This is a genomic window from Thalassospira sp. UBA4513, assembly GCF_002388495.1.
GTDB classification, from domain to species: domain Bacteria; phylum Pseudomonadota; class Alphaproteobacteria; order Rhodospirillales; family Thalassospiraceae; genus Thalassospira; species Thalassospira tepidiphila.
The window spans coordinates 96,470-116,347 of the sequence record NZ_DGMR01000009.1 but is presented as its reverse complement, the minus strand read 5'-3'; the positions used below and the strand labels follow the sequence as shown (position 1 = coordinate 116,347).

The window sequence follows — 19,878 nt, the reverse complement described above, 5'->3', positions numbered from 1 at the left end:
AACGATTGCGTAAAGCAGCCAACAAAGCGTGATACCTGCGGCACTGGTTTTTGCTGTTGGCAGGCAATAGAACCTTGAGAATCAGCGTTTTAAGGTTTTTGACTAACTGCCTCGACCATGCGAAGGGCGGTTTTGGTGGCGGCACAGCCACCGCGCGCTGTGCAGCGCAAATCAGGATGCATCATATTGCCGATCTTCACCGTCTGATCGACCAACTCGTCATATTCCAGCACCGCATCAAACCCGGCCAGTACCGCCATCGCCGATGAAAAGGCATGCGACACCCCGGCCACATTGCGCGCATGACACGGGATTTCGACATCCCCGCCCACCGGGTCACAGACAAGCCCAAGGGTATTCATCAGACACATGCTGGCCGCATCAAAGCATTGCTTGGGCGTGCCGCCATAGGCCTGCGCCACCCCGGCAGCCGCCATTGCGGCAGACGCGCCGGTTTCCACCGAACACCCACCGCATTCGGCAGCAAATGTCCCGCGTGCAGCAAACACCGCCCCGATCAGCGCCATGGTTTGCAGCGCATCCGTCGCCCTATCAAGATCAATGCCATGACGGATCAGACCATACAGCGTGCCCGGCACAACACCGGCACTGCCCGCGGTTGGGGCCGCGCACACAAGCCCCCGGTTACTATCACGTTCCATGGCCGACAATGCACCGGCCATCGCATCCTGCAAAACCGGACCGCCAAGCCCAGCAGGCAGATTGGCATCACGCACGTTGCGCGCACGCAGTGTCAGGAAGCGCATGACATTGTCATCAGGCTTGGCATCAAACCCCTCGGCCACGACGCGCAGCATCAGTTCGCAGCGCTCGCGGAACAAAGCGCGGGTCGCATCGCGCGACAGGCCAAGGCGCTTTGCCTCCAACGCCAATGCTGCATCGGCGATGGATCCGCCTTCGGCGTCATCGGCAACGGCAATTACGTCGGCACTTTGCGAAAACAGATCATCGGTGGCACAGACCGGATATTGTGATGCGTCGGCAAAGCGCACATCCGTGATCCCGTTGCGGGCACGAAGTGCTGCCAGAAGGTCCGTATTCGGCAAGGCCTGTAGCGCGATTTCGACCCGTTCATGATCGGGTTCAACCGACACACCAAGCAGGCTATTTTCGCCCGACGTCATGTCAGTTGCCAACGCATCGGCATCTGCCACCGCTGCCGGTCCCCAGATAAATACAGTCGCGGTCTTGCCCGTCATGAACAGGCGTTCACCATTTCGACTGTCGATATAATACATCCCGCCACCGACCGAGGCACCTGTATACAGATCGGTGCGATCCGTGCCATCGGCGGTGACAACGCTAAGTTCCAAATCGACACGGTTGGGGTGGTTGTTGTTTTCAAGTTCGGTCACTTCGACCGCGAACTGGAAACCCTCCCCGCGCTCTACCCGCCCCAGAATGTCACGATAATCCGCATCGGTCAGTTTCGCCCCAGCAAGCCCTGCGGCAAAGTTTTCGTCCGAGCTTTGCGCAGCATAAACCGGCGCGAAAGAGCCGCGCGGATCAAAGCGGATGACCGCATTTTTAAGGGTTTCGCCATTGGCACAGGAAAGCTCACGCACGAGCTTTGCCATCATATAGGGGGCGGCACAATGCGAACTGGACGGCCCGCGCATGACGGGACCAATGACGGAATTAAGCAGGCTGATTTCTTGCATGGCGGTAATTCTTCGTTTTGGCTGTATGTCGCAAGGATTGCATACAATATGCCGGGATGATCGCGTGGCCTTGGCCCAAATGCAATCACCTTGTTCAACGATACCGATATTCTATTTGCCTGCCTGGGCCGCGATAACGCATCATGGGCAAGGTTTGATCAACGTCACCAAAAGGAAGGCTGAACGATATGCCATTAGCAATTTGCCTTATCAGCGGCAGCGTTCTGGGCACGGCTGCTGGGATAATTCTCGGCGTAATCACCAACAACCTTACTCCCAATATTGCCATTGGCATCGCTGTCGGCTGCGGTATTGGTGTTGCCATAGGTGCAAGCCTGCAACAGCGTGCAAATGGCAACAATAACGTCCCCATACAGCGTCGCGACCGGCCACGCGCCACATCGCGTCGTCATTGATCCTCAGTCGCGCACAAAAAAATCCCCTGACGAAATGCAGGAGATTTTCGTTGAAATCACAGAGCTTAACGCTGTTTGGTTTCCCATTCGGAATGCACGAAATACGGTGCGTTCGACGGTGCCAGCGGCGTTTTGCCACGAATGATGTCAGCCGCCTTTTCACCGATCATGATCGTCGGGGCATTGAGGTTGCCCGATGCGATGGTCGGCATGATCGAGCTGTCGACCACACGCAGACCTTCGACGCCATGGACGCGGGTTTTCTCGTCGACCACCGACATCTCATCACTGCCCATCTTGCACGAACAGGACGGGTGATAAGCACTTTCGGCGTGATCGGCGACAAAGGCGTCGATCTCTTCATCGGTCTGGATGTCCTTGCCCGGTGCAATTTCCGCCCCGCGCAGATCAGCAAAGGCTTCCTGGGCAAAGATTTCACGCGTCAGACGAACAGACGCCCGCATTTCTTCCCAGTCTTCCGGGTGGCTCATATAGTTCGGATCAATGATCGGGCGATCCTTGGGGTTGGCGGATGCCAGACGAACCGTGCCGCGCGATTTGGAACGCATCGGACCGACATGGGCCTGGAAGCCATCGCCTTCGGCCGCCTTGGAGCCGTTATAGTTAATCGCGGCTGGCAGGAAGTGATACTGAATGTCTGGGTGCTGCACGCCCGCCTTGGAACGGATAAAGCCGCCCGCCTCGAAATGGTTGCTGGCACCAAGACCGGTTTTGAACAAATACCATTCCGCCCCGATCTTAAGCTTGTTCCACCAATCGAGTTTGCTGTTCAGGCTGATGGGTTTGGTGCATTCCATCTGAACATAAAGCTCCAGATGGTCCTGAAGGTTTTCACCAACACCGGGCAGATCATGGACAACATCAATGCCATGTTCGCGCAGATGGGCTGCCGGACCAACACCCGAAAGCATCAAAAGCTTTGGCGAGTTGATCGAACCGGCCGAAATGATCACTTCACGATCAACAAGGGCGCGCTTGTTTTCGCCGTCATGGAAAAAGTCGAGGCCGATGGCACGTTTTCCTTCGAAAACAACACGTTGAGCAAAGGCCTTGTGATAAACAGTCAGGTTCGGGCGCTTCATCGCCGGATGCAGATAGGCGCGCGCGGTTGACCAGCGACGGCCCTTATAGACCGTCATATCCATGGTCCCGAGACCTTCCTGGCGATAGCCGTTCTGATCCGGGGTGAATTCATAGCCCGCCTGCTGACCGGCCTTGATCCATGCTTTGTGCAGGTCGTTCTGACAGGCACCGGTCGTCACATGCAGCGGACCATCACCGCCGTGATATTCATCGCCTTCGGTGTCTTCGTTGCGCGTATCGGCCTTGCGGAAATAAGGCAGGCAGCGTGCATAATCCCATTCCTTGAGGCTTGCGTCTTCTTCGGCCCAGCGATTGTAATCAAGGGCGTGACCACGGACATAGGCCATGCCGTTGACCGAACTTGAACCGCCATAAACGCGGCCACGCGGCGTTTCCATGCGGCGGTTGTTCAGGTTGGGCTGCGGCGTTGTCCAATAGGCCCAGTTATAGGTTTCCGACTGCATCGGATAGGACAGCGCTGTCGGCATATGGATGCGCCAGTCCCACCAGTGATCCTTCGGTCCGGCTTCGATCACCAGAACCTTAACCTCAGCATCTTCGGTCAGTCGGTTGGCAAGCACAGCCCCTGCCGAACCTGAACCGACAATCACATAATCATATTTTTCAGTGGTCGTTGGGGTCGTCATTTCTGATCCCTTGTTTGGTCGTGCTGTGTGGGCAGCCGGTGAGTGGTTGGCGACGTTGGTTGGTCAAAACCCCTTAGTAAGGGGCCTCAACATCGCCGGTTTCGACATAAACGGATTTGATGCGGGTGTAATATTCAATCGCCGCACGGCCGTTTTCGCGGCCAACGCCCGATTTCTTGACACCGCCAAACGGCATTTCGATCGGCGTGATGTTATAGGTGTTGATCCAGCAGGTGCCGGCCTCAAGCCGTGCGACCACGCGATGGCCACGCGACAGATCCTTGGTGAACACACCAGCCGCCAGACCGTATTCGGTGTCATTGGCGCGCTTGATCACTTCGTCTTCGTCGCTAAAGGTCAGGACAGACATTACCGGGCCAAAGATTTCCTCGCGCACGATGGTCATGTCATCGGTGCAGTCGGCAAACACGGTCGGTGCAACAAAAAGTCCGCCTTCTGGCATGCCTTCAGTGACGGCATGGCCGCCAAGAACGCATTTGGCACCCTCTGCTTTGCCCTTTTCGATATAGGACATGACCTGGTCATACTGGGCCTTGGTGACAATCGGGCCGACCTGAGTTTCAGGTTTTTCCGGATCGCCGAGAACAAGATCCCTGGAGCGTGCGATCAGCTTTTCGATGAATGCATCGGCAACGCTTTCATGGACAAACACACGCGTCCCGTTCGAGCAAATCTGACCCGATGAATAGAAGTTCGCCATCTGCGCACCGGAAACAGCGTTATCCAGATCGGCATCTTCGAACACGATCATCGGCGACTTGCCACCCAGTTCCATGGTAACGGCCTTCATGCCACCTGCGGCAACAGAGGCCACCTTGGCACCGGTTGCGGCCGATCCGGTCAGGGAAATCTTGTCAACGCCCGGATGTTCAACCAGTGCGGCACCGCTTTCGCGCGCGCCTTGTACGACGTTGTAAACGCCATCGGGAAGACCAGCTTCTTTAAGGGCCTCGGCAACCGCAATGGCCGAAAGCGGCGTGGTTTCGGACGGCTTGTAAACAACCGCGTTGCCGCATGCCAATGCCGGGGCCGCCTTCCAGCAAGCAATCTGGATCGGATAGTTCCAGGCACCGATGGCACCACAAACCCCGACCGGTTCGCGGCGGGTATAGGCAAAGTTACCTGCAAGATCGATATGTTCGCCCGCAAGGCTTCCGGCGACACCGGCAAAGTATTCAAGGCATTCGACACCTGAAATCACATCGACAATTTCAGTTTCCTGAATGGCACGCCCGGTATCACGGGTTTCAACCAGCGCCAGTTCATCATTGCGATCCCGCAGGATCTGGGCGGCCTTGAAAAGTACACGTGCCCGTTCGGCTGCCGGTGTATTTTTCCAAATTTCGAACCCTGCGCGGGCGGCCTTGACCGCGGCATCCACATCAGCTGCCGTGCTTTCGTGGCCCTTGGCAAGAACCGTGTTGGTCGCAGGGTTAAGGGTAACCATCTCTGCGCCCGAACCCTGGGTCTTCTTGCCATTGATGAAATTCTGGATTTGATAAAGGCTCATCTTAAAACTCCTGCAGGCCACCGGGGCAACCGGCAGCCGTGGTCTTTGTGTTTGGTTCGATTACTTCTTTGCGTGCTTTTTCGGGCACTTTGCCGGACTGGGCGAATTCGCCAGATACAGGCGCAAGGTGCCCAGCACCATCTTGCGCGCCCCTGCAATGTCGGCCTGTCCGCGTGACAGACCGGTTCGCACCCAGATGCCGTCAACCATGGCGGCAATTGCAGACGAGATTTCATCTGCGCATTCTTCGGTGGTCAATTGACGCAACTCGTGCCGCAGATTGGATGCAAGGCGCTGAAAATAGATATTGTTCAGACGCCGCAACTGATCAGAAAACGGCACCTGCGCCCAGAAGGACAACCAGGCCACTGTCACCTGCGGGGTGAACTGTTCTTCGTTGAAGTTGGTATTGATGATCGCTTCGAGACGGTCCATTGGCGTTTTGGCCGTTGCCAGTCGCACCATGTAGTCATTGCGCAAATCCTTCATCAGGGAGCGCATGGTTTCCTGCAACAGGGCGTTCTTGCCGCCAAAATAGTGCGAAATAATCCCGGACGACATACCGGCAGCCTTAGAGATCCGCGCAATCGTGGTGTCGGCGAATCCGTGCTGGTGAATGGTTTCAATCGTTGCGTCGATCAACTGCCTGCGGCGTACAGGCTGCATACCAACTTTGGGCATTAATTCATCCAATCCTCTGCGTTGCGAAGGGTTTAACGCCGGTGCAACAGCATAAGACGCAGTTTTTAATCCTTCGCAATTGACGTCTCGTGAATATGCTGTAATTTAATTGAACAATCAATCAATAAAAACACGCCGACATATGCGGCGCGTTTCTCAGGGCTTTTGGCCTTTGCTGCGCGGCTATGCGGCTGTTTTTGTGATTATTCCGGCCCATCACACCCATTCAGGGGAATGTGGTTGATGGCTCTGGGCGAGTGTTGGCGACATGTTTGTTGCGTTGATGTTCGTCTGGCCTCCGGAACCGAGCGTCTTCTGATGACCGGCCAAATCCGGTCATCAGCAACATCAGGTTTATACAAGGGAGAACCAGAAGCATGACCAATCTTTCCACGTTCGGCCGCCTTCTTGGCAGCACCATTATTGCGACCACCTTTTTGGGTGCCACTGCTGCCAAAGCAGCCGATAGCGATGCCTGCAAAACCGTGACTTTCTCTGATGTGGGCTGGACCGACATCACCGCAACCACCGCGACCGCATCCGTGATCCTTGAATCACTTGGCTACACCGCGGAAACCGAATTGCTGTCGGTACCGGTCACCTACACGAGCCTTGCCAACGGCGACGTTGACGTCTTCCTCGGCAACTGGATGCCGACCATGGCAGCCGATATTCAGCCCTACCTTGATAAAGGCACCGTTGTGTCGACCGGCGCAAACCTTGAAGGTGCGAAATACACCCTTGCCGTGAGCCAGAACGCCTTTGATGCGGGCCTTAAGGACTTTGCAGATATTGCAAAGTTCAAGGATCAGCTTGATGGCGAGATTTATGGCATCGAGCCGGGCAATGACGGCAACCGTCTTATCCAGGACATGATCGACAGCAACCAGTTCGGTCTGGGCGAGTTCGAGCTTGTTGAGTCCTCCGAACAGGGCATGCTGGCAGAAGTAAGCCGCAAATCATCGCGCGATCAGTTCATCGTCTTCCTCGGTTGGGAACCGCATCCGATGAATGCGAAATATGACATGGCCTATCTTGATGGTGGCGATGATGTCTTTGGCCCGAACTTTGGCGGTGCGACTGTTCACACCAACCTGCGTGCCGGTTACACCGACGAATGCCCGAATGCGGGTAAATTCGTGACCAACCTGAAATTCAGCCTCGCCATGGAAAACGAAATCATGGACGCGATCCTGAACGAAGGTACCGACCCGGCAGAAGCCGCAACCGCATGGCTTAAAGCCAACCCGGATGCCGCGATGGCATGGCTTGACGGTGTGACCACCTTTGACGGTGGCGATGCCAAAGCAGCACTGAAATCCGGTCTTGGTCTTTAAGCACCGCGATTGATTTTACCGATGCGCCCGCCGCTGGTTTCCATTTGTGGCTTCCGGCCGATGCGGGCGCATCGGATGTATTTTTCTTAATTCTCATTGAACGGATTTTTTCGCATGGAATGGCTCACGGAAACGAAGATTCCGCTGGGACAGTGGATATCGTCCCTGATGGATGCGCTGAACGAACATGCCGATTTCGTTTTCTATACCGTTTCGGATGTTCTCGAATTCATTATTGAAAACACCATCGATTTTCTGGTGTGGTTGCCTGCCCTTTTGATCATTGCGGTCTTTGGGGCGCTTGCCGCTGTCTTGCATAAATCATGGAAACTGACGGCATTTACGGTTCTGTCCCTGTTGCTGGTGGTCAATCTTGGCTATTGGGAAGAAACCATGGAAACGCTGGCGCTGGTGATCTATGCGACGCTGTTTTGCATGTTGATCGGTGTGCCGCTTGGCGTGGCATCCGCCCACCGCCCGTGGCTGCATCAGGCGATGCGCCCGGTCCTTGATCTGATGCAGACGATCCCGACATTCGTGTATCTGATCCCGACCCTGATCCTGTTTGGTCTTGGCGTTGTTCCCGGTCTTATTTCGACCGTGATCTTTGCGATTGCCGCCCCGATCCGCCTGACCCATCTTGGCATTTCCAACACGCCGAAATCCCTTCTTGAAGCCGGGGAAAGCTTTGGCTGCACGCCGCGCCAGTTGCTGTTCAAGGTTGAATTGCCATCAGCCATGCCATCGATCATGGCAGGCCTGACCCAGTGCATCATGCTGTCGCTTTCGATGGTTGTGATTGCAGCCCTAGTCGGGGCAGACGGCCTTGGCAAGCCGGTTGTGCGTGCGCTCAATACGGTGAATATCGCACAAGGCTTTGAAGCCGGTCTGGCAATTGTGATTCTGGCCATCGTGCTGGACCGCATCTGCCGTCGTGACCACAAAGAAAAGTCGGGGCAGTGATCATGAGCAATGCTGTTGAATTCGAAAATATCGACGTGATCTTTGGTAATCGTCAGGCAGAGTCCTTGAAACTGCTGGACGAAGGCAAAACCCGCGAAGAGATCGCTGCGGCCACCAACAATGTCCTTGGTGTCGCCGATGTGACCTTCAATGTGCCTCAGGGTGAGATATGCGTCCTGATGGGCCTGTCCGGTTCAGGCAAATCATCACTTCTGCGCTGCGTGAATGGGCTTAACGCTGTATCACGTGGTTCGCTTCGGGTACGTGATGGCGATTGGATGGAAGACGTCACCAAATGTGACGGCGCCACCCTTCGCAAGTTGCGCCGCGAATGTGTCGCCATGGTCTTCCAGCAATTCGCCCTGTTCCCGTGGCGAACGGTTGAAGACAATGTCGGCTTTGGCCTTGAACTGGGCGGTATGGGTCCGGCCGAACGCCGTGAGATCGTGCGTGAAAAACTGGCCCTTGTTGGACTGGATAAATGGGCAAACAAATATGCCCATGAACTGTCTGGCGGCATGCAGCAACGTGTTGGTCTGGCGCGCGCCTTTGCCACGGATGCCCCGATCCTTCTGATGGATGAACCGTTCTCGGCCCTTGATCCGTTGATCCGTAACCGTCTGCAGGACGAGTTGCTGGACCTTCAGGAGAAGCTCAATAAAACCATCCTGTTTGTCAGCCACGACCTTGATGAAGCCATGAAGCTCGGCAACTCGATTGCCATCATGGAAGGTGGTTATGTCGTGCAACACGGCACGCCAGAAGACATCGCCCTTCGCCCGGCCAACGAATATGTTGCCGACTTTGTGGCGCATATGAACCCGGTCAATATCCTGCGCGGACGGGCGATCATGCATCGCCTTGATAGCGATCAGAAATCCGGAAATACCGAGTTCCTGCTCGAAGACGCCAATATCCGCGTCACTTTGCAGGATGGCGTTGTCCGCTCGGCCAACAATGGCGAACGCGGCGAGCTTAAGCTGATCAATTATGACGGCACCCTGCCCGATGAACTGGACGCAACCGACAACTCGATTGTCTTTGTCGCGCAGGAGGATGTGCTGCTGAAGGATCTGATCGAGATGCGATCCATTACCCAGAACCCGGTGATCCTGACCCGCGATGGCAAGGTGACCGGCACCCTGGGCCGCAAGGAGTTCTTTGACAGTTTGACCCAGACGGCGTCTGTGGCGGATTAAGCTGATCAAATAGTCTGATGATTAAAAGGGCGCCCTGGAAACAAGGCGCCCTTTTGTATGAGGAATGAATTACCCGCCTGTAACCGGCGGGAACAGAGCGATTTCAGTCGCCTTTGTCACGTCGGTTTCAGGCGTGGCATATTCCTGATCGACCGCGACGCGAATGATCGCCGGATCCGCCAGGGCATTGGCAAAGTTTTCTCCGCGAGCGGGCAGCCATGCCAGCAGGTCGGCAACCGTTTTGACGGTATCTGGAAGATCAATGGCCTCTTCCGCCATGCCGATGCGGTCCTTGACCCATGAAAAATAGATCAGCTTCATGTTTATTCCTGACAACAAACTTCAATTTGCCCGCATGCTTGCGCAAGTCCCTGCCCGGTGGCAAGTCCCAATGGCGTGATCCGACGAATTTACGCCCTATGGATAGACAAAATAGCCGTCCGGCGCCGCATCCAGCCGCGCAGTCAGGTTTTCGATAAAGAACCGTTCCGCCCGGCTAAGCGACATGCGCGGGTTGGTCACCAGATAAATGTCAATCGCTGGCGGGTCAATATAGGGCGGCAAGCGCCAAAGCTGCCCACGGTCGGTCGCACTTTGTACAACGTGGATCGGCAACGGCCCAATGCCAAGCCCGGCATTGATCAGGCGACGGACTTCTTCAAGGTGCGGGCTGACGGCGACGACCTTGCCCTTCATGCCTTCCTGCGCGCGCAGGACCGCGACCGGGGCCAGTGCATCACTGAGCTGGTCGGTCGCGAATGATACGAATGCCTCGCGGCGCAAATCGGCCAGGGTCAGGTCCTTTTGACCGAACAGATGATGGGTCGGGCCACAGAAAAAGCCGAAATGTTCGCGATACAAACGGCGATATTCCAGTCTAGGATGGCGTTCCTTGACCAGACAGATGCCAAAACTGGCCTGCTGTGACAGCACCTGATCGACGACATTGACCGAGGTCGCGACATCGATTTCATAGGTGACTTCCGGGTGGGCGCGATTGAATTCAAACAGGGCATCATCAAGGGGTGGGAACACCACATGACTGGCCAGCCACATATGCAAGTGCCCGGTCAGTTGATTGCCGCTATCAGACATCACATCAGACAATCGGCCGATGGCACCGCAAATTTCGCGGCATTCGTGATACAGCGCCAATCCCTGTTCGGTGACTTCAAACCGGCCGCGTTCACGGTCAATCAGGCGCGCGCCAATCTGATCTTCAAGCCGTTTGAGCGCGTTACTGACACTGGGTTGGCGCAGCAATAACCGGTTGGCCGCCCCGGTGATCGAGCGTTCCTCGACAATAACGGTAAAGGTGTGCAGCAGGTTCCAGTCGAACTGCCGACGCATTAACTCGTTCATTCTGATGACCTTTCCGACATTTCCGGGACCACACATAGATAATGGCTATGAGATCTATTCTACTTATCTATTTGCGCTATGTGCAAGTCTGGGTTGGAATGCCTCCAACAAATTTCTTCACGGCCAAATAACCGGGTGCGGCACTGACCGCAGACAATAACGGGAGGCACAAATGGCCGCAGATGTCGCCGGAGCCCGCAGGACTCCGTGGGTACTGCTATCACCATCACTGGCAACCATCAGCCTGCTGCTGATTGTGCCAATGCTGTTCATTGTCGTTTATTCATTCTGGTTGCGGACCGCGACCGGTGCGGATCAGGTCGGCTTTTATCTGGATAACTGGATTGAAGTTCTGGGCGACCGGTTTTATCGCGACATCCTGTTCCAGACCCTTTTGATTGCCTTTTACACCACGGTTATTTGCGCGTTTGTCGGCTATATCCCGGCCTATTTCGTTGCCAATACGCGGATGAAATCCAAGGCGTTCCTGTTGCTTTTGCTGATGCTGCCATTCTGGATCAGCTACATCATCAGAACGATGTCGTGGATCAATATTCTGGGCACATCCGGGGCGCTTAATACCCTTTTGATATCAATCGGCATCATCGATGACCCGATCCAGATGTTGTATAACCAGCAGACCGTGGTTCTGGGCCTTGTGCACTATCTGCTGCCCTTCATGATCCTCAATGTCTATGTCAGCCTTGATGGCATCGACAAGAACCTGACCGAAGCCGCCCAAAGCCTTGGCTGTACCGGCTTTCAGGCCTTCCGCGAAGTGACATTGCCACTGTCCATGCCGGGTTTGGCGGCGGGATCACTGCTGTGCTTCGTTCTGGCAGCGGGCACCTATATCACCCCGATCGTTCTTGGTGGGCCGCGCGATGCGATGTTTGCCAACCTTGTGTTCGAAGCCATCGTGACACAGCTCAACTGGCCGCTTGGCTCGGCACTCTCGCTCGTGCTGCTGGCCCTTCTGGGCGCACTGGTCGTCATTTACACCCGCTATCTCGGCATCGATCAGATCGCCAAGAGTTTCAAGTAAGGGAGCAGCAAATGATGTCCGGTTGGTCCGTCATTCGAATTGCCACGATCCTTGTTTATCTGTTCCTGTTTGCGCCGGTGGCGGTTGTCATTCTGTTGGCGTTCAATGCCAACCAGTTCGGCAGTTTCCCGATTGAGGGTTTTTCCCTCCGCTGGTTTGAAGCGCTTTGGAACAATGACGCGATTGTGCGGGCGTTCAAGACGTCGCTTCTGCTTGGCGTGCTGACAGCCGCCATTTCGACAACGCTTGGCACCCTCGCAGCTCTTGCCATGGTCAGATACGATTTTCCCGGGAAACGGACCATTTCGACCCTTCTGGTTGCCCCAATCCTGATCCCGGAAGTCGTTCTGGCTGTGGCGCTCCTGCTATTCCTGCAGTTCCTGTCGATGCCAAAGAGCTTTGGGCTTCTGTTGATGGGCCATGTGGTCTTTACCCTGCCCTTTGTGGTGCTGGTGGTTCAGGCGCGGCTTGTCTCCATCCGCCGCGACGTCGAAGAAGCCGCCATGAGCCTTGGCGCGACACCTGTGCAGACCTTCTTTGAAGTGACCCTGCCCTTGATGCTGCCCGCCGTCATGGCCGGGATGCTGTTTGCCTTTACCATTTCGTTTGATGACATCACCGGCACCCTGTTCTGGAAGCCGGGCGGTGTTGAAACCGTCCCGACCCAGATCTTTGCCATGCTGCGCAACTCGATCAGCCCGGAAATCAACGCCCTTGGGGCTGTGATGGTGATCTTCACCATTGCCCTGCCACTTGTGGCGGCATCGATTGCGCGGGTCATGGCCATGCGCAAGGTGGGCGCATCCAAATAACCTTTTGCACAATGCGGACAACCGCCAAAACCAAGAACAACACCAAGAATACAACGACCAACAACAAGACCGATCAACGGATATATCGTTTTATCAGGAGGCCTTAAATGGACGATACCAAACGTTATGAACGCCTACTTAATCGCTATCGCGACGGCGATATCAACCGCCGCACTTTCCTGACCGCACTGGGTGCGGCCGGCGTTGTTGCCGGGGTCACCGGCGGTCCGATGGGCATGCTGGCGCGCAAGGCGATGGCAGCAACCCCGGAACAGGTCCGCTTTGACGGTTGGGGCGGCGTTGTTTCCGAGGCATTCGAAAAATATGCCTTTGCGCCCTATACCAAGAAAACCGGCATTGAAGTGGTATCGGGCACCTTTGGCGGTGCGGACGAATATATTGCTCGCGTCAAGGCCAGCCAGCCGGGCGAATTCAACCTCGCCCACCTGTCGGGCGTGTTTGACTATGCGCGTTATCACGGTCTGGAACTGACGTCCGAACTCAATGAAGACAACATTCCGAACCTGAAGAACGTCATCCCGACCTTGGTCGAGCCCCTGCGCAAGATCACCGGCGGCACGATTTCAGCGGTTCCGTATGATTACGGCACCACCGGCATTGCCTATAACCGCAAATATATCAGCGACGACGAAGCCAAGGCCAAGGGTGCCAAGCTGATGGTTGATGAAGCCTATAAAGGCAAAATCGGCGGCTGGGGCGAATGGAAAACCCGTATCTGGTACGGCGCAATGCAGTCCGATCAGGACCCGAACAACATTCAGGATATCGAAGCTGTTTGGGACATGGTCCGTGCGCACCGCGACCTTGCGCTGAAATACTGGTCTTCGGGGGCGGAACTGATGAGCCTTCTGGCCGAAGAAGAAATCTATGTCACCGAGGGTTGGTCAGGCCGCATCAAGGCGCTGCAGGATCAGGGCCATGACATCGGTTATCTTGATCCGGCCGGTGGTCTTGGTTGGCAGGAATGCCTGTTTGTGCTGCGTGGCAGCCCGATGGTGGCCTGCGAAGAACTTCTGAACTTCATGCTGGAGCCAGAAGTGGCGATTGCCGTTGCCGAAGGTCAAAGCTATCCGCCAGCCCTTGATCCGCAGAAGATCGAACTGGGTGAGGTCATCCCGACCCTGCCGGCATTTGATCCGAGTGGAACACTTTCGTCGCTCAGCTTCTTTGATCCGGCATACTGGAATGAAAACGAAGCTGACTGGTCGAAAACATTCTCGCGTGTGCAGCGCGGCTACTAAGCCCCGCCTGCTTGCCTGAAACTGTGTCCTGGCCGTGCCAACCGGCCAGGACAGACTTGCCGCCTTATGTCGGGTGCGGCGCAATTCAGACAGGGTATTTAACAATGGCAGACAGACAAAACGCTGTTGAACTGCACAATGTCGTTAAACGGTTTGGTGAATTCACCGCCGTCAAACGCATTGATTTGACCGTCCCGGACAACAGCTTTGTAACTTTCCTCGGTCCGTCGGGCTGTGGCAAGACAACGACGCTGCGCATGATTGCGGGTCTGACCGATATTACCGAGGGGGATCTTCTAATCCGCGGTAAACGGGTCAACAGCCTGCCGATCCACAAGCGCAATCTTGGCCTTGTGTTTCAGAACTATGCCCTGTTCCCGCACAAGACGATCTTTGACAACATCGCCTTTGGCCTGAAATACCGCAAGGTTTCCAAGGCCGACATTGCTGAGAAGGTCAACAAGGCACTTGATCTCGTGCAACTGCCGCATGTTGCAGACCGTTATCCCAATCAGCTTTCTGGCGGCCAGCAGCAGCGCATTGCGCTCGCGCGTGCGATTGTGATTGAGCCGGATGTGTTGCTTCTTGATGAACCGCTTTCGGCCCTTGATGCCAATCTGCGCGAAGAAATGCGGGTGGAGCTCAAACGCATCCAGCGCGAGCTTGGCGTTGCAACCGTGTTCGTCACCCATGACCAGTCCGAGGCCCTTGCCATGTCCGACAAGCTGGTTGTCATGAATAATGGCTTTGTCGAACAGGAAGGCGCGCCCGAAGAAGTTTACAACAATCCGGCATCGGCCTTTGTTGCCGACTTCCTTGGTCATTCCAATATCATCCAAGCCAACCTTGGAAGCCCCGATGCCGCCTTTACCCAGGTGGCCCTTGAAAGTGGGGAGACATTGCTGACCACGGACGAACAGACCGCCAAGGCAAAGAATTCAAAGGACGTTCGCGCCGTGATCCGGGCCGAGAAAATTGATCTTTCCGAGGAAAACCGCGCCACCGATGGCGTGATTTCCATCCCCGGCAAGGTCAAAACCGTTGACTATCTGGGCCAACAGGCCCGTTACTTTGTCGAGGCCAATGGCCGCGACTGGCAGGTCATCAACCCGATTGATGCCCACCCCCATAAGGAAGGGGCCGATATCTTCATGCATATCGCGGCCCGTAATTGTGTGTTGTTACCCGGCCATCAGGATTAATCCTCCGCCGGTTCAGGAGAGCCACCAGAATGACGCATGATCCCAAAAGCCCCGTCGGACATAACCGGGAATCCCGTCTGTTTTATCAAAGCCGGTCTCGCCGCCCGCTGATCGAACGATCAGAAGGCGTTTATATGTGGGACGTCGATGGCAAACGTTATATCGATGCGTCGAGTGGTGCCATGGTCAGCAATATCGGCCATAGCGACCCGCGCGTAATCGCCGCCATGACCAAGCAGCTTGAAAAGGCCAGCTTCGCCTATCGCCTGCATTTCGAAAATGACGCGGCCGAAGACCTTGCCATCCGCCTTGCCGAGCGTGCACCGGGTGATCTTGAACGCGTGTTCTTTGTTTCTGGCGGGTCCGAGGCGGTTGAAAGCTGCATCAAGCTTGCCCGACAATATGCACTGGCCAAGGGCCAGGCACAGCGCACAAAAATCATTTCACGCTTTCCGAGCTATCATGGTGCGACACTCGGTGCGCTTGCCATCACCGGCTATACGCCGATGCATGCGCCCTTTGCCCCAATGATGGTCGATCAGCCGAAAATTCCCGCCCCGACGTGTTATCTGGATCGTGATGATCTGAGTGATCATGAGCGTGGCATCAAATATGCCAACATGCTGGAAGCCGAAATCATCAAACAGGGCCCGGAAACCGTTCTTGGCTTCATCATGGAACCAGTCGGCGGGGCCGCCACCGGCGCACTGGTCGCCCCCGATAGCTATTATGGCCGCATTCGCGAGATTTGCGATCAGTACGGCATTCTTCTGATCTATGACGAGGTCATGACGGGGGCCGGTCGTACCGGCAAGTATTTCGCCGCCGAGCACTGGGGCATCGTGCCCGATATCCTTGCCGTATCAAAGGGATTGGCCGCCGGTTACGCGCCGCTTGGTGCGATGATCGCACCGGATCGGATCGTGGGTCCGGTTCTTGATCATGGCGGGTTTATTCATGGCTATACGTATGCCGGCAACCCGTTGGCGTGCGCGGCGGGCAATGGTGTTCTTGATGTGATCGAGGAGGACAATCTGCTTGAAAATGCCGCGACCAATGGTGCGGCACTCAAGGATGAATTGACCAAATTGGCCGACGATTTCGCGATGATCGGCGATGTGCGTGGCAAGGGTTTGTTGCTGGCGGTTGAACTGGTCAAGGACCGTGACAGCATGGAACCACTTGATCCCAAACATATGGCGGCAGCCCGTCTGGTCGATATCGCCTATGAGATGGGCCTGATCATTTACTGGCGCCGCGCACGCGGCGGGTATCGCGGCGATCATGTCATGGTCTGCCCGCCAATGACGATTACCAAGGAACAGTTTGCCGATATCCTTGTGCCGCTGCGCAAGGCACTGAGCGAACTGCAAGACGAACTCGAAGTCGCAGGAGCATTCGCATGAGCCGCAAAGTCATCATCACCTGTGCAATTACCGGATCGGTTCATACCCCGTCCATGAGCCCGCATTTGCCGGTCACACCCGATGAGATCGCAACGCAGGCGATTGATGCCGCCAATGCCGGGGCATCGATCCTGCATCTGCATGCACGTGATCCCAAAACGGGGTATCCAAGCCCGGATCCGGACGTATTCATGCAGTTCCTGCCAAAGATCAAGGCGGCGACCAATGCGGTGATCAACATTTCGACCGGTGGCGGCATGAACATGAATGTTCGTGACCGCATCCGGGCGGCACGCGAAGCCGCACCGGAAATGGCGTCGCTTAACATGGGCACGATGAATTTCGGCCTGTTCCCGGCCCTTGCCAGCCGCAGCGAATGGAAACATGACTGGGAACCGGAATTCCTTGAAAGCAGCCGTGACTTTGTTTTCAAGAACACGTTTTCGGACATCGAAACCATTCTGGCCGAACTGGGTGAGGCCAATGGCACCCGGTTCGAGTTTGAATGCTATGACGTCGGCCATCTTTATACCCTGGCGCATTTCGTTGATCGCGGCCTGATCAAGGGACCGATTTTCATCCAGTTCGTGCTGGGCGTTCTGGGCGGCATCGGGGCCGATCCCGACAACCTTGCCCATCTGAAACGCACCGCAGACAAGCTGTTTGGTGATCAATATCAGTTTTCTGTTCTGGGTGCGGGACGCCATCAGATGCCGCTTGGCAGCATGTCGGCAGCCATGGGCGGCAATGTGCGGGTCGGGCTTGAGGACAATCTGTACATCAAGAAGGGCGAACTTGCGCCGGACAACGCATCGCAAGTGCGCAAAATCCGCGAAGTGCTTGACGGGTTGTCGCTTGAAATCGCAACCCCGGACGAGGCGCGCGCGATCCTCGGCCTGAAAGGTGGCGACAAGGTCGCCTTCTGAAAGCAGGACCCAAAAAGCCACCACCGTTTGACCACATCATGTGAAAGGCGGCAGAGATGATGCATGCCTATTTCTCAGACGATCAGCTTCGCCATCATGGCAAGACATTCATTGTCGCGGGCGAGAAAAAGCCGATCCCCGAAGTCCCTGAACGTGCGGAAATCCTGCGCGGTGCGGTCGGGCGTCTGGGGCTTGATCTTCATGCCCCCAATTACGCCGGGCTGGCCCCGATTGCCGCCATCCACGATGCGCAATATCTGAACTTCCTGCAGACCATTCACGATGAATGGCAGGATGTCGGGGGTGCGGAACAGGTCATTCCAAACATCCACCCATTTGATCGCAACGGCCCCTACCCGCGTCATCCGGCCGGCAAGGCAGGGTTTCACCTTGGTGATACGTCCTGCCCGGTGTCCGTCACCACATGGCATTCGGCCTATGCCAGCGCACAAACTGCAATAGCCGCCGCCCGCCATGTGCGTGATCAGGGGGCCAACACCGCCTATGCCCTTTGCCGTCCACCCGGCCATCATGCCAGTGGCAATATCGCCGGCGGATTTTGTTACCTGAACAACAGTGCCATCGCCGCGGAGGAACTGCGTGCGAAATATAACCGGGTGGCGATCCTTGACGTCGATCTGCATCACGGCAATGGGACCCAGCATATTTTTTATGACCGGTCTGATGTCATGACCCTGTCGATCCATGCTGATCCGCTGGATTTCTATCCCTTCTATTGGGGCCATGCCGAAGAAGCTGGCGCACAGGACGGGCTTGGCTTTAACCATAATCAGCCCCTCCCCCTTGGCAGCGGCGATGCGGTGTTTCTTGATGCGCTTGATCAGTCGCTGACCAAGATCGACGATTTCGGTGCAGATGCGGTTGTTATCGCGCTTGGCCTTGATGCATCACGCGATGATCCGTTTGGCGGATTGACGGTCAGCCCCGATGGTTTTGCCCGGATCGGCGAAAAGATTGGCACCCTTTCCTGCCCAACCGTTCTGGTGCAGGAAGGTGGTTATGTTAGTGAAACACTTGCAGAAAACCTTTATCAATTTATCAGCGGCTTTGGCGCGACCACCAAAACAAACCCGATTTAAGAAGGCCCCACATGACACATTCGGACATCCTGATCATCGGCGGCGGCATTGCCGGAATGTCAGCTGCATTCTTTTTGGCCAAGGCGGGTAAATCCGTCACGGTTCTCGAACGCGAAGACCAGCCGGGCTATCACAGTACGGGCCGGTCAGCAGCCCTATATAGCGAGACATATGGCCCGAAGATCATCCGCAAGATGTCGACTGCCAGCCGGGCTTTCTTCATCACCCCGCCAGACGGGTTTACCGAAAACCCGATCCTGACCCCGCGCGGCATCATCATGACCGCCGCCCCCGGCGAAGAGGCCGAACTTGATGCCATCCTGACTGAGGGCCGCGCGAATGGCGCGAACTTTGTTGAACTCACCCCGGATGCGCTTAAGGAAATCGTCCCGGTTATCCATACCGACCGGGTAGCCAAGGCGGCCTATGAGCCGGACGCCATGGATATTGACGTGCATGCGCTTCACTGGGGCTTTATCCGCCAATTCAAGGCGCTTGGCGGTTCGGCTGTTACCAAGGCCGATGTCAGCGCGATTGGCAAAGCAGACGGCAAATGGCAGGTCACGCTGGCCAAGGGCGATGTCTACACCGGTGATATCGTCGTCAATGCGGCGGGTGCCTGGGCCGACGAGATCGCAACCAAGGCCGGAATCAAGCCGCTTGGCATCGTGCCCAAACGCCGCACGGCGGTGATGGTCGATGTCCCAGCCGACGTAAAGCCACATGGCTGGCCGTTGGTCGCATGCCTCGATGAGACGCTTTATTTCAAGGAAGATGCCGGCCGTTTGCTGGTATCGCCGGCCGACACCACACCGACCGAGCCACATGATGTGCAGCCCGACGAACTTGATATCGCGATTACCATTGATCGCCTGATGACAGCCACCAGCATCGAGGTCCGCCGTCCGGGTGAAAGCTGGGCCGGATTGCGCAGCTTCTTTGCCGATGGCGATCCGGTTTCAAGCTTTGATCCGGCTGATGACAGTTTCTACTGGCTGGCCGGTCAAGGCGGTTATGGCATCCAGACCGCACCCGCCATGGGTGAATATGCCGCAAGCATCATCACCGGAAACGGTGTCCCGCCGCAGATGGAAAAACTTGGCATTACCACCGATGCCCTGTCTGCCACCCGCCCCACCCTTGTTAGCGGCAAGTAATCATCGACCTCGACCGAGCAGGAGAAAGACCAATGAGCCAGTTTGA

Annotated in this window: 18 protein-coding genes; 11 read left to right on the top strand and 7 right to left on the bottom strand. The window is 56.0% G+C overall.

Going from position 1 to position 19,878, the window contains the following annotated elements; translation table 11 throughout:
• Positions 1–89: 89 nt before the first annotated feature.
• The 5 genes from B2T33_RS03785 to betI form a co-directional block, all read right to left on the bottom strand.
• Positions 90–1,682 carry an L-serine ammonia-lyase, iron-sulfur-dependent, subunit alpha gene (locus B2T33_RS03785; protein WP_008891853.1) on the bottom strand — a complete coding sequence of 531 codons (1,593 nt, stop codon included), beginning with the start codon at positions 1,680–1,682 and terminating at the stop codon, positions 90–92.
• A 194-nt stretch (positions 1,683–1,876) separates the two neighbouring features.
• A complete protein-coding gene (locus tag B2T33_RS03780) occupies positions 1,877–2,095 on the bottom strand; it encodes a hypothetical protein (protein WP_008891854.1) in 219 nt (72 codons plus the stop codon).
• Between the two features lie 68 nt (positions 2,096–2,163).
• The gene (gene betA, locus B2T33_RS03775) at positions 2,164–3,849 is read right to left on the bottom strand and encodes a choline dehydrogenase (RefSeq protein ID WP_286791185.1); all 1,686 of its coding nucleotides are present in this window, start codon (positions 3,847–3,849) and stop codon (positions 2,164–2,166) included.
• Between the two features lie 73 nt (positions 3,850–3,922).
• Entirely contained in the window at positions 3,923–5,380 is a 1,458-nt protein-coding gene (betB, locus tag B2T33_RS03770) for a betaine-aldehyde dehydrogenase (RefSeq protein ID WP_008891856.1), read from the bottom strand.
• A 60-nt stretch (positions 5,381–5,440) separates the two neighbouring features.
• A complete protein-coding gene (gene betI / locus B2T33_RS03765) occupies positions 5,441–6,061 on the bottom strand; it encodes a choline-binding transcriptional repressor BetI (protein ID WP_008891857.1) in 621 nt (206 codons plus the stop codon).
• A gap of 377 nt (positions 6,062–6,438) precedes the next feature.
• Here betI and B2T33_RS03760 point away from each other — a divergent pair, with 377 nt between their 5' ends.
• The 3 genes from B2T33_RS03760 (at position 6,439) to choV (ending at position 9,560) form a co-directional block, all read left to right on the top strand.
• Positions 6,439–7,398: a choline ABC transporter substrate-binding protein gene (locus B2T33_RS03760; protein WP_008891858.1), complete on the top strand. Its 960-nt coding sequence runs from the start codon at positions 6,439–6,441 to the stop codon at positions 7,396–7,398.
• Positions 7,399–7,512: 114 nt separating this feature from the next.
• On the top strand, positions 7,513–8,361 hold the full coding sequence (choW, locus tag B2T33_RS03755) for a choline ABC transporter permease subunit (RefSeq protein ID WP_008891859.1): 849 nt from the start codon (positions 7,513–7,515) through the stop codon (positions 8,359–8,361).
• Between the two features lie 2 nt (positions 8,362–8,363).
• Positions 8,364–9,560 carry a choline ABC transporter ATP-binding protein gene (choV, locus tag B2T33_RS03750; RefSeq protein ID WP_064790463.1) on the top strand — a complete coding sequence of 399 codons (1,197 nt, stop codon included), beginning with the start codon at positions 8,364–8,366 and terminating at the stop codon, positions 9,558–9,560.
• A 69-nt stretch (positions 9,561–9,629) separates the two neighbouring features.
• Here choV and moaD read toward each other — a convergent pair whose 3' ends face one another.
• Together moaD and B2T33_RS03740 are read right to left on the bottom strand one after the other, a co-directional pair.
• The gene (gene moaD, locus B2T33_RS03745; protein ID WP_064782023.1) at positions 9,630–9,881 is read right to left on the bottom strand and encodes a molybdopterin converting factor subunit 1; all 252 of its coding nucleotides are present in this window, start codon (positions 9,879–9,881) and stop codon (positions 9,630–9,632) included.
• Positions 9,882–9,977: 96 nt separating this feature from the next.
• Positions 9,978–10,922, bottom strand: coding sequence for a LysR family transcriptional regulator (locus B2T33_RS03740; protein WP_129542731.1), 945 nt, complete (start codon positions 10,920–10,922; stop codon positions 9,978–9,980).
• A gap of 172 nt (positions 10,923–11,094) precedes the next feature.
• Between B2T33_RS03740 and B2T33_RS03735 the strand changes: the two genes are divergently transcribed.
• The 8 genes from B2T33_RS03735 (at position 11,095) to B2T33_RS03700 (ending at position 19,832) form a co-directional block, all read left to right on the top strand.
• On the top strand, positions 11,095–11,967 hold the full coding sequence (locus B2T33_RS03735; RefSeq protein WP_008891863.1) for an ABC transporter permease: 873 nt from the start codon (positions 11,095–11,097) through the stop codon (positions 11,965–11,967).
• A gap of 11 nt (positions 11,968–11,978) precedes the next feature.
• Positions 11,979–12,779: an ABC transporter permease gene (locus B2T33_RS03730; protein WP_083952803.1), complete on the top strand. Its 801-nt coding sequence runs from the start codon at positions 11,979–11,981 to the stop codon at positions 12,777–12,779.
• 107 nt (positions 12,780–12,886) lie between these two features.
• Complete coding sequence (locus B2T33_RS03725; RefSeq protein ID WP_286791183.1) at positions 12,887–14,041, top strand: extracellular solute-binding protein; 1,155 nt, start codon at positions 12,887–12,889, stop codon at positions 14,039–14,041.
• A gap of 104 nt (positions 14,042–14,145) precedes the next feature.
• Complete coding sequence (locus B2T33_RS03720) at positions 14,146–15,243, top strand: ABC transporter ATP-binding protein (protein WP_286791182.1); 1,098 nt, start codon at positions 14,146–14,148, stop codon at positions 15,241–15,243.
• 29 nt (positions 15,244–15,272) lie between these two features.
• Complete coding sequence (locus B2T33_RS03715) at positions 15,273–16,649, top strand: aspartate aminotransferase family protein (RefSeq protein WP_286791181.1); 1,377 nt, start codon at positions 15,273–15,275, stop codon at positions 16,647–16,649.
• Positions 16,646–17,575, top strand: a complete 930-nt coding sequence (locus B2T33_RS03710) for a 3-keto-5-aminohexanoate cleavage protein (protein WP_286791180.1) — start codon at positions 16,646–16,648, stop codon at positions 17,573–17,575. Before B2T33_RS03715 ends, B2T33_RS03710 begins: the two co-directional genes overlap by 4 nt.
• Positions 17,576–17,631: 56 nt before the next feature.
• Positions 17,632–18,675, top strand: coding sequence for a histone deacetylase family protein (locus B2T33_RS03705; protein WP_286791179.1), 1,044 nt, complete (start codon positions 17,632–17,634; stop codon positions 18,673–18,675).
• A gap of 11 nt (positions 18,676–18,686) precedes the next feature.
• Positions 18,687–19,832, top strand: coding sequence for an NAD(P)/FAD-dependent oxidoreductase (locus B2T33_RS03700; RefSeq protein WP_286791178.1), 1,146 nt, complete (start codon positions 18,687–18,689; stop codon positions 19,830–19,832).
• The last annotated feature ends 46 nt before the right edge of the window (positions 19,833–19,878 follow it).

Bases quoted from the DNA above. Each gene is read 5' to 3' on its own strand.
- B2T33_RS03740 (WP_129542731.1), bottom strand. From the start codon at position 10,922: ATGAACGAGTTAATGCGTCGGCAGTTCGACTGGAACCTGCTGCACACC.
- B2T33_RS03720 (WP_286791182.1), top strand. From the start codon at position 14,146: ATGGCAGACAGACAAAACGCTGTTGAACTGCACAATGTCGTTAAACGG.
- B2T33_RS03730 (WP_083952803.1), top strand. From the start codon at position 11,979: ATGATGTCCGGTTGGTCCGTCATTCGAATTGCCACGATCCTTGTTTAT.
- betA (WP_286791185.1), bottom strand. From the start codon at position 3,849: ATGACGACCCCAACGACCACTGAAAAATATGATTATGTGATTGTCGGT.
- B2T33_RS03705 (WP_286791179.1), top strand. From the start codon at position 17,632: ATGATGCATGCCTATTTCTCAGACGATCAGCTTCGCCATCATGGCAAG.
- moaD (WP_064782023.1), bottom strand. From the start codon at position 9,881: ATGAAGCTGATCTATTTTTCATGGGTCAAGGACCGCATCGGCATGGCG.
- B2T33_RS03725 (WP_286791183.1), top strand. From the start codon at position 12,887: ATGGACGATACCAAACGTTATGAACGCCTACTTAATCGCTATCGCGAC.
- betI (WP_008891857.1), bottom strand. From the start codon at position 6,061: ATGCCCAAAGTTGGTATGCAGCCTGTACGCCGCAGGCAGTTGATCGAC.
- B2T33_RS03785 (WP_008891853.1), bottom strand. From the start codon at position 1,682: ATGCAAGAAATCAGCCTGCTTAATTCCGTCATTGGTCCCGTCATGCGC.
- B2T33_RS03735 (WP_008891863.1), top strand. From the start codon at position 11,095: ATGGCCGCAGATGTCGCCGGAGCCCGCAGGACTCCGTGGGTACTGCTA.
- B2T33_RS03780 (WP_008891854.1), bottom strand. From the start codon at position 2,095: ATGACGACGCGATGTGGCGCGTGGCCGGTCGCGACGCTGTATGGGGAC.
- B2T33_RS03715 (WP_286791181.1), top strand. From the start codon at position 15,273: ATGACGCATGATCCCAAAAGCCCCGTCGGACATAACCGGGAATCCCGT.
- B2T33_RS03700 (WP_286791178.1), top strand. From the start codon at position 18,687: ATGACACATTCGGACATCCTGATCATCGGCGGCGGCATTGCCGGAATG.
- choV (WP_064790463.1), top strand. From the start codon at position 8,364: ATGAGCAATGCTGTTGAATTCGAAAATATCGACGTGATCTTTGGTAAT.
- choW (WP_008891859.1), top strand. From the start codon at position 7,513: ATGGAATGGCTCACGGAAACGAAGATTCCGCTGGGACAGTGGATATCG.
- B2T33_RS03760 (WP_008891858.1), top strand. From the start codon at position 6,439: ATGACCAATCTTTCCACGTTCGGCCGCCTTCTTGGCAGCACCATTATT.
- betB (WP_008891856.1), bottom strand. From the start codon at position 5,380: ATGAGCCTTTATCAAATCCAGAATTTCATCAATGGCAAGAAGACCCAG.
- B2T33_RS03710 (WP_286791180.1), top strand. From the start codon at position 16,646: ATGAGCCGCAAAGTCATCATCACCTGTGCAATTACCGGATCGGTTCAT.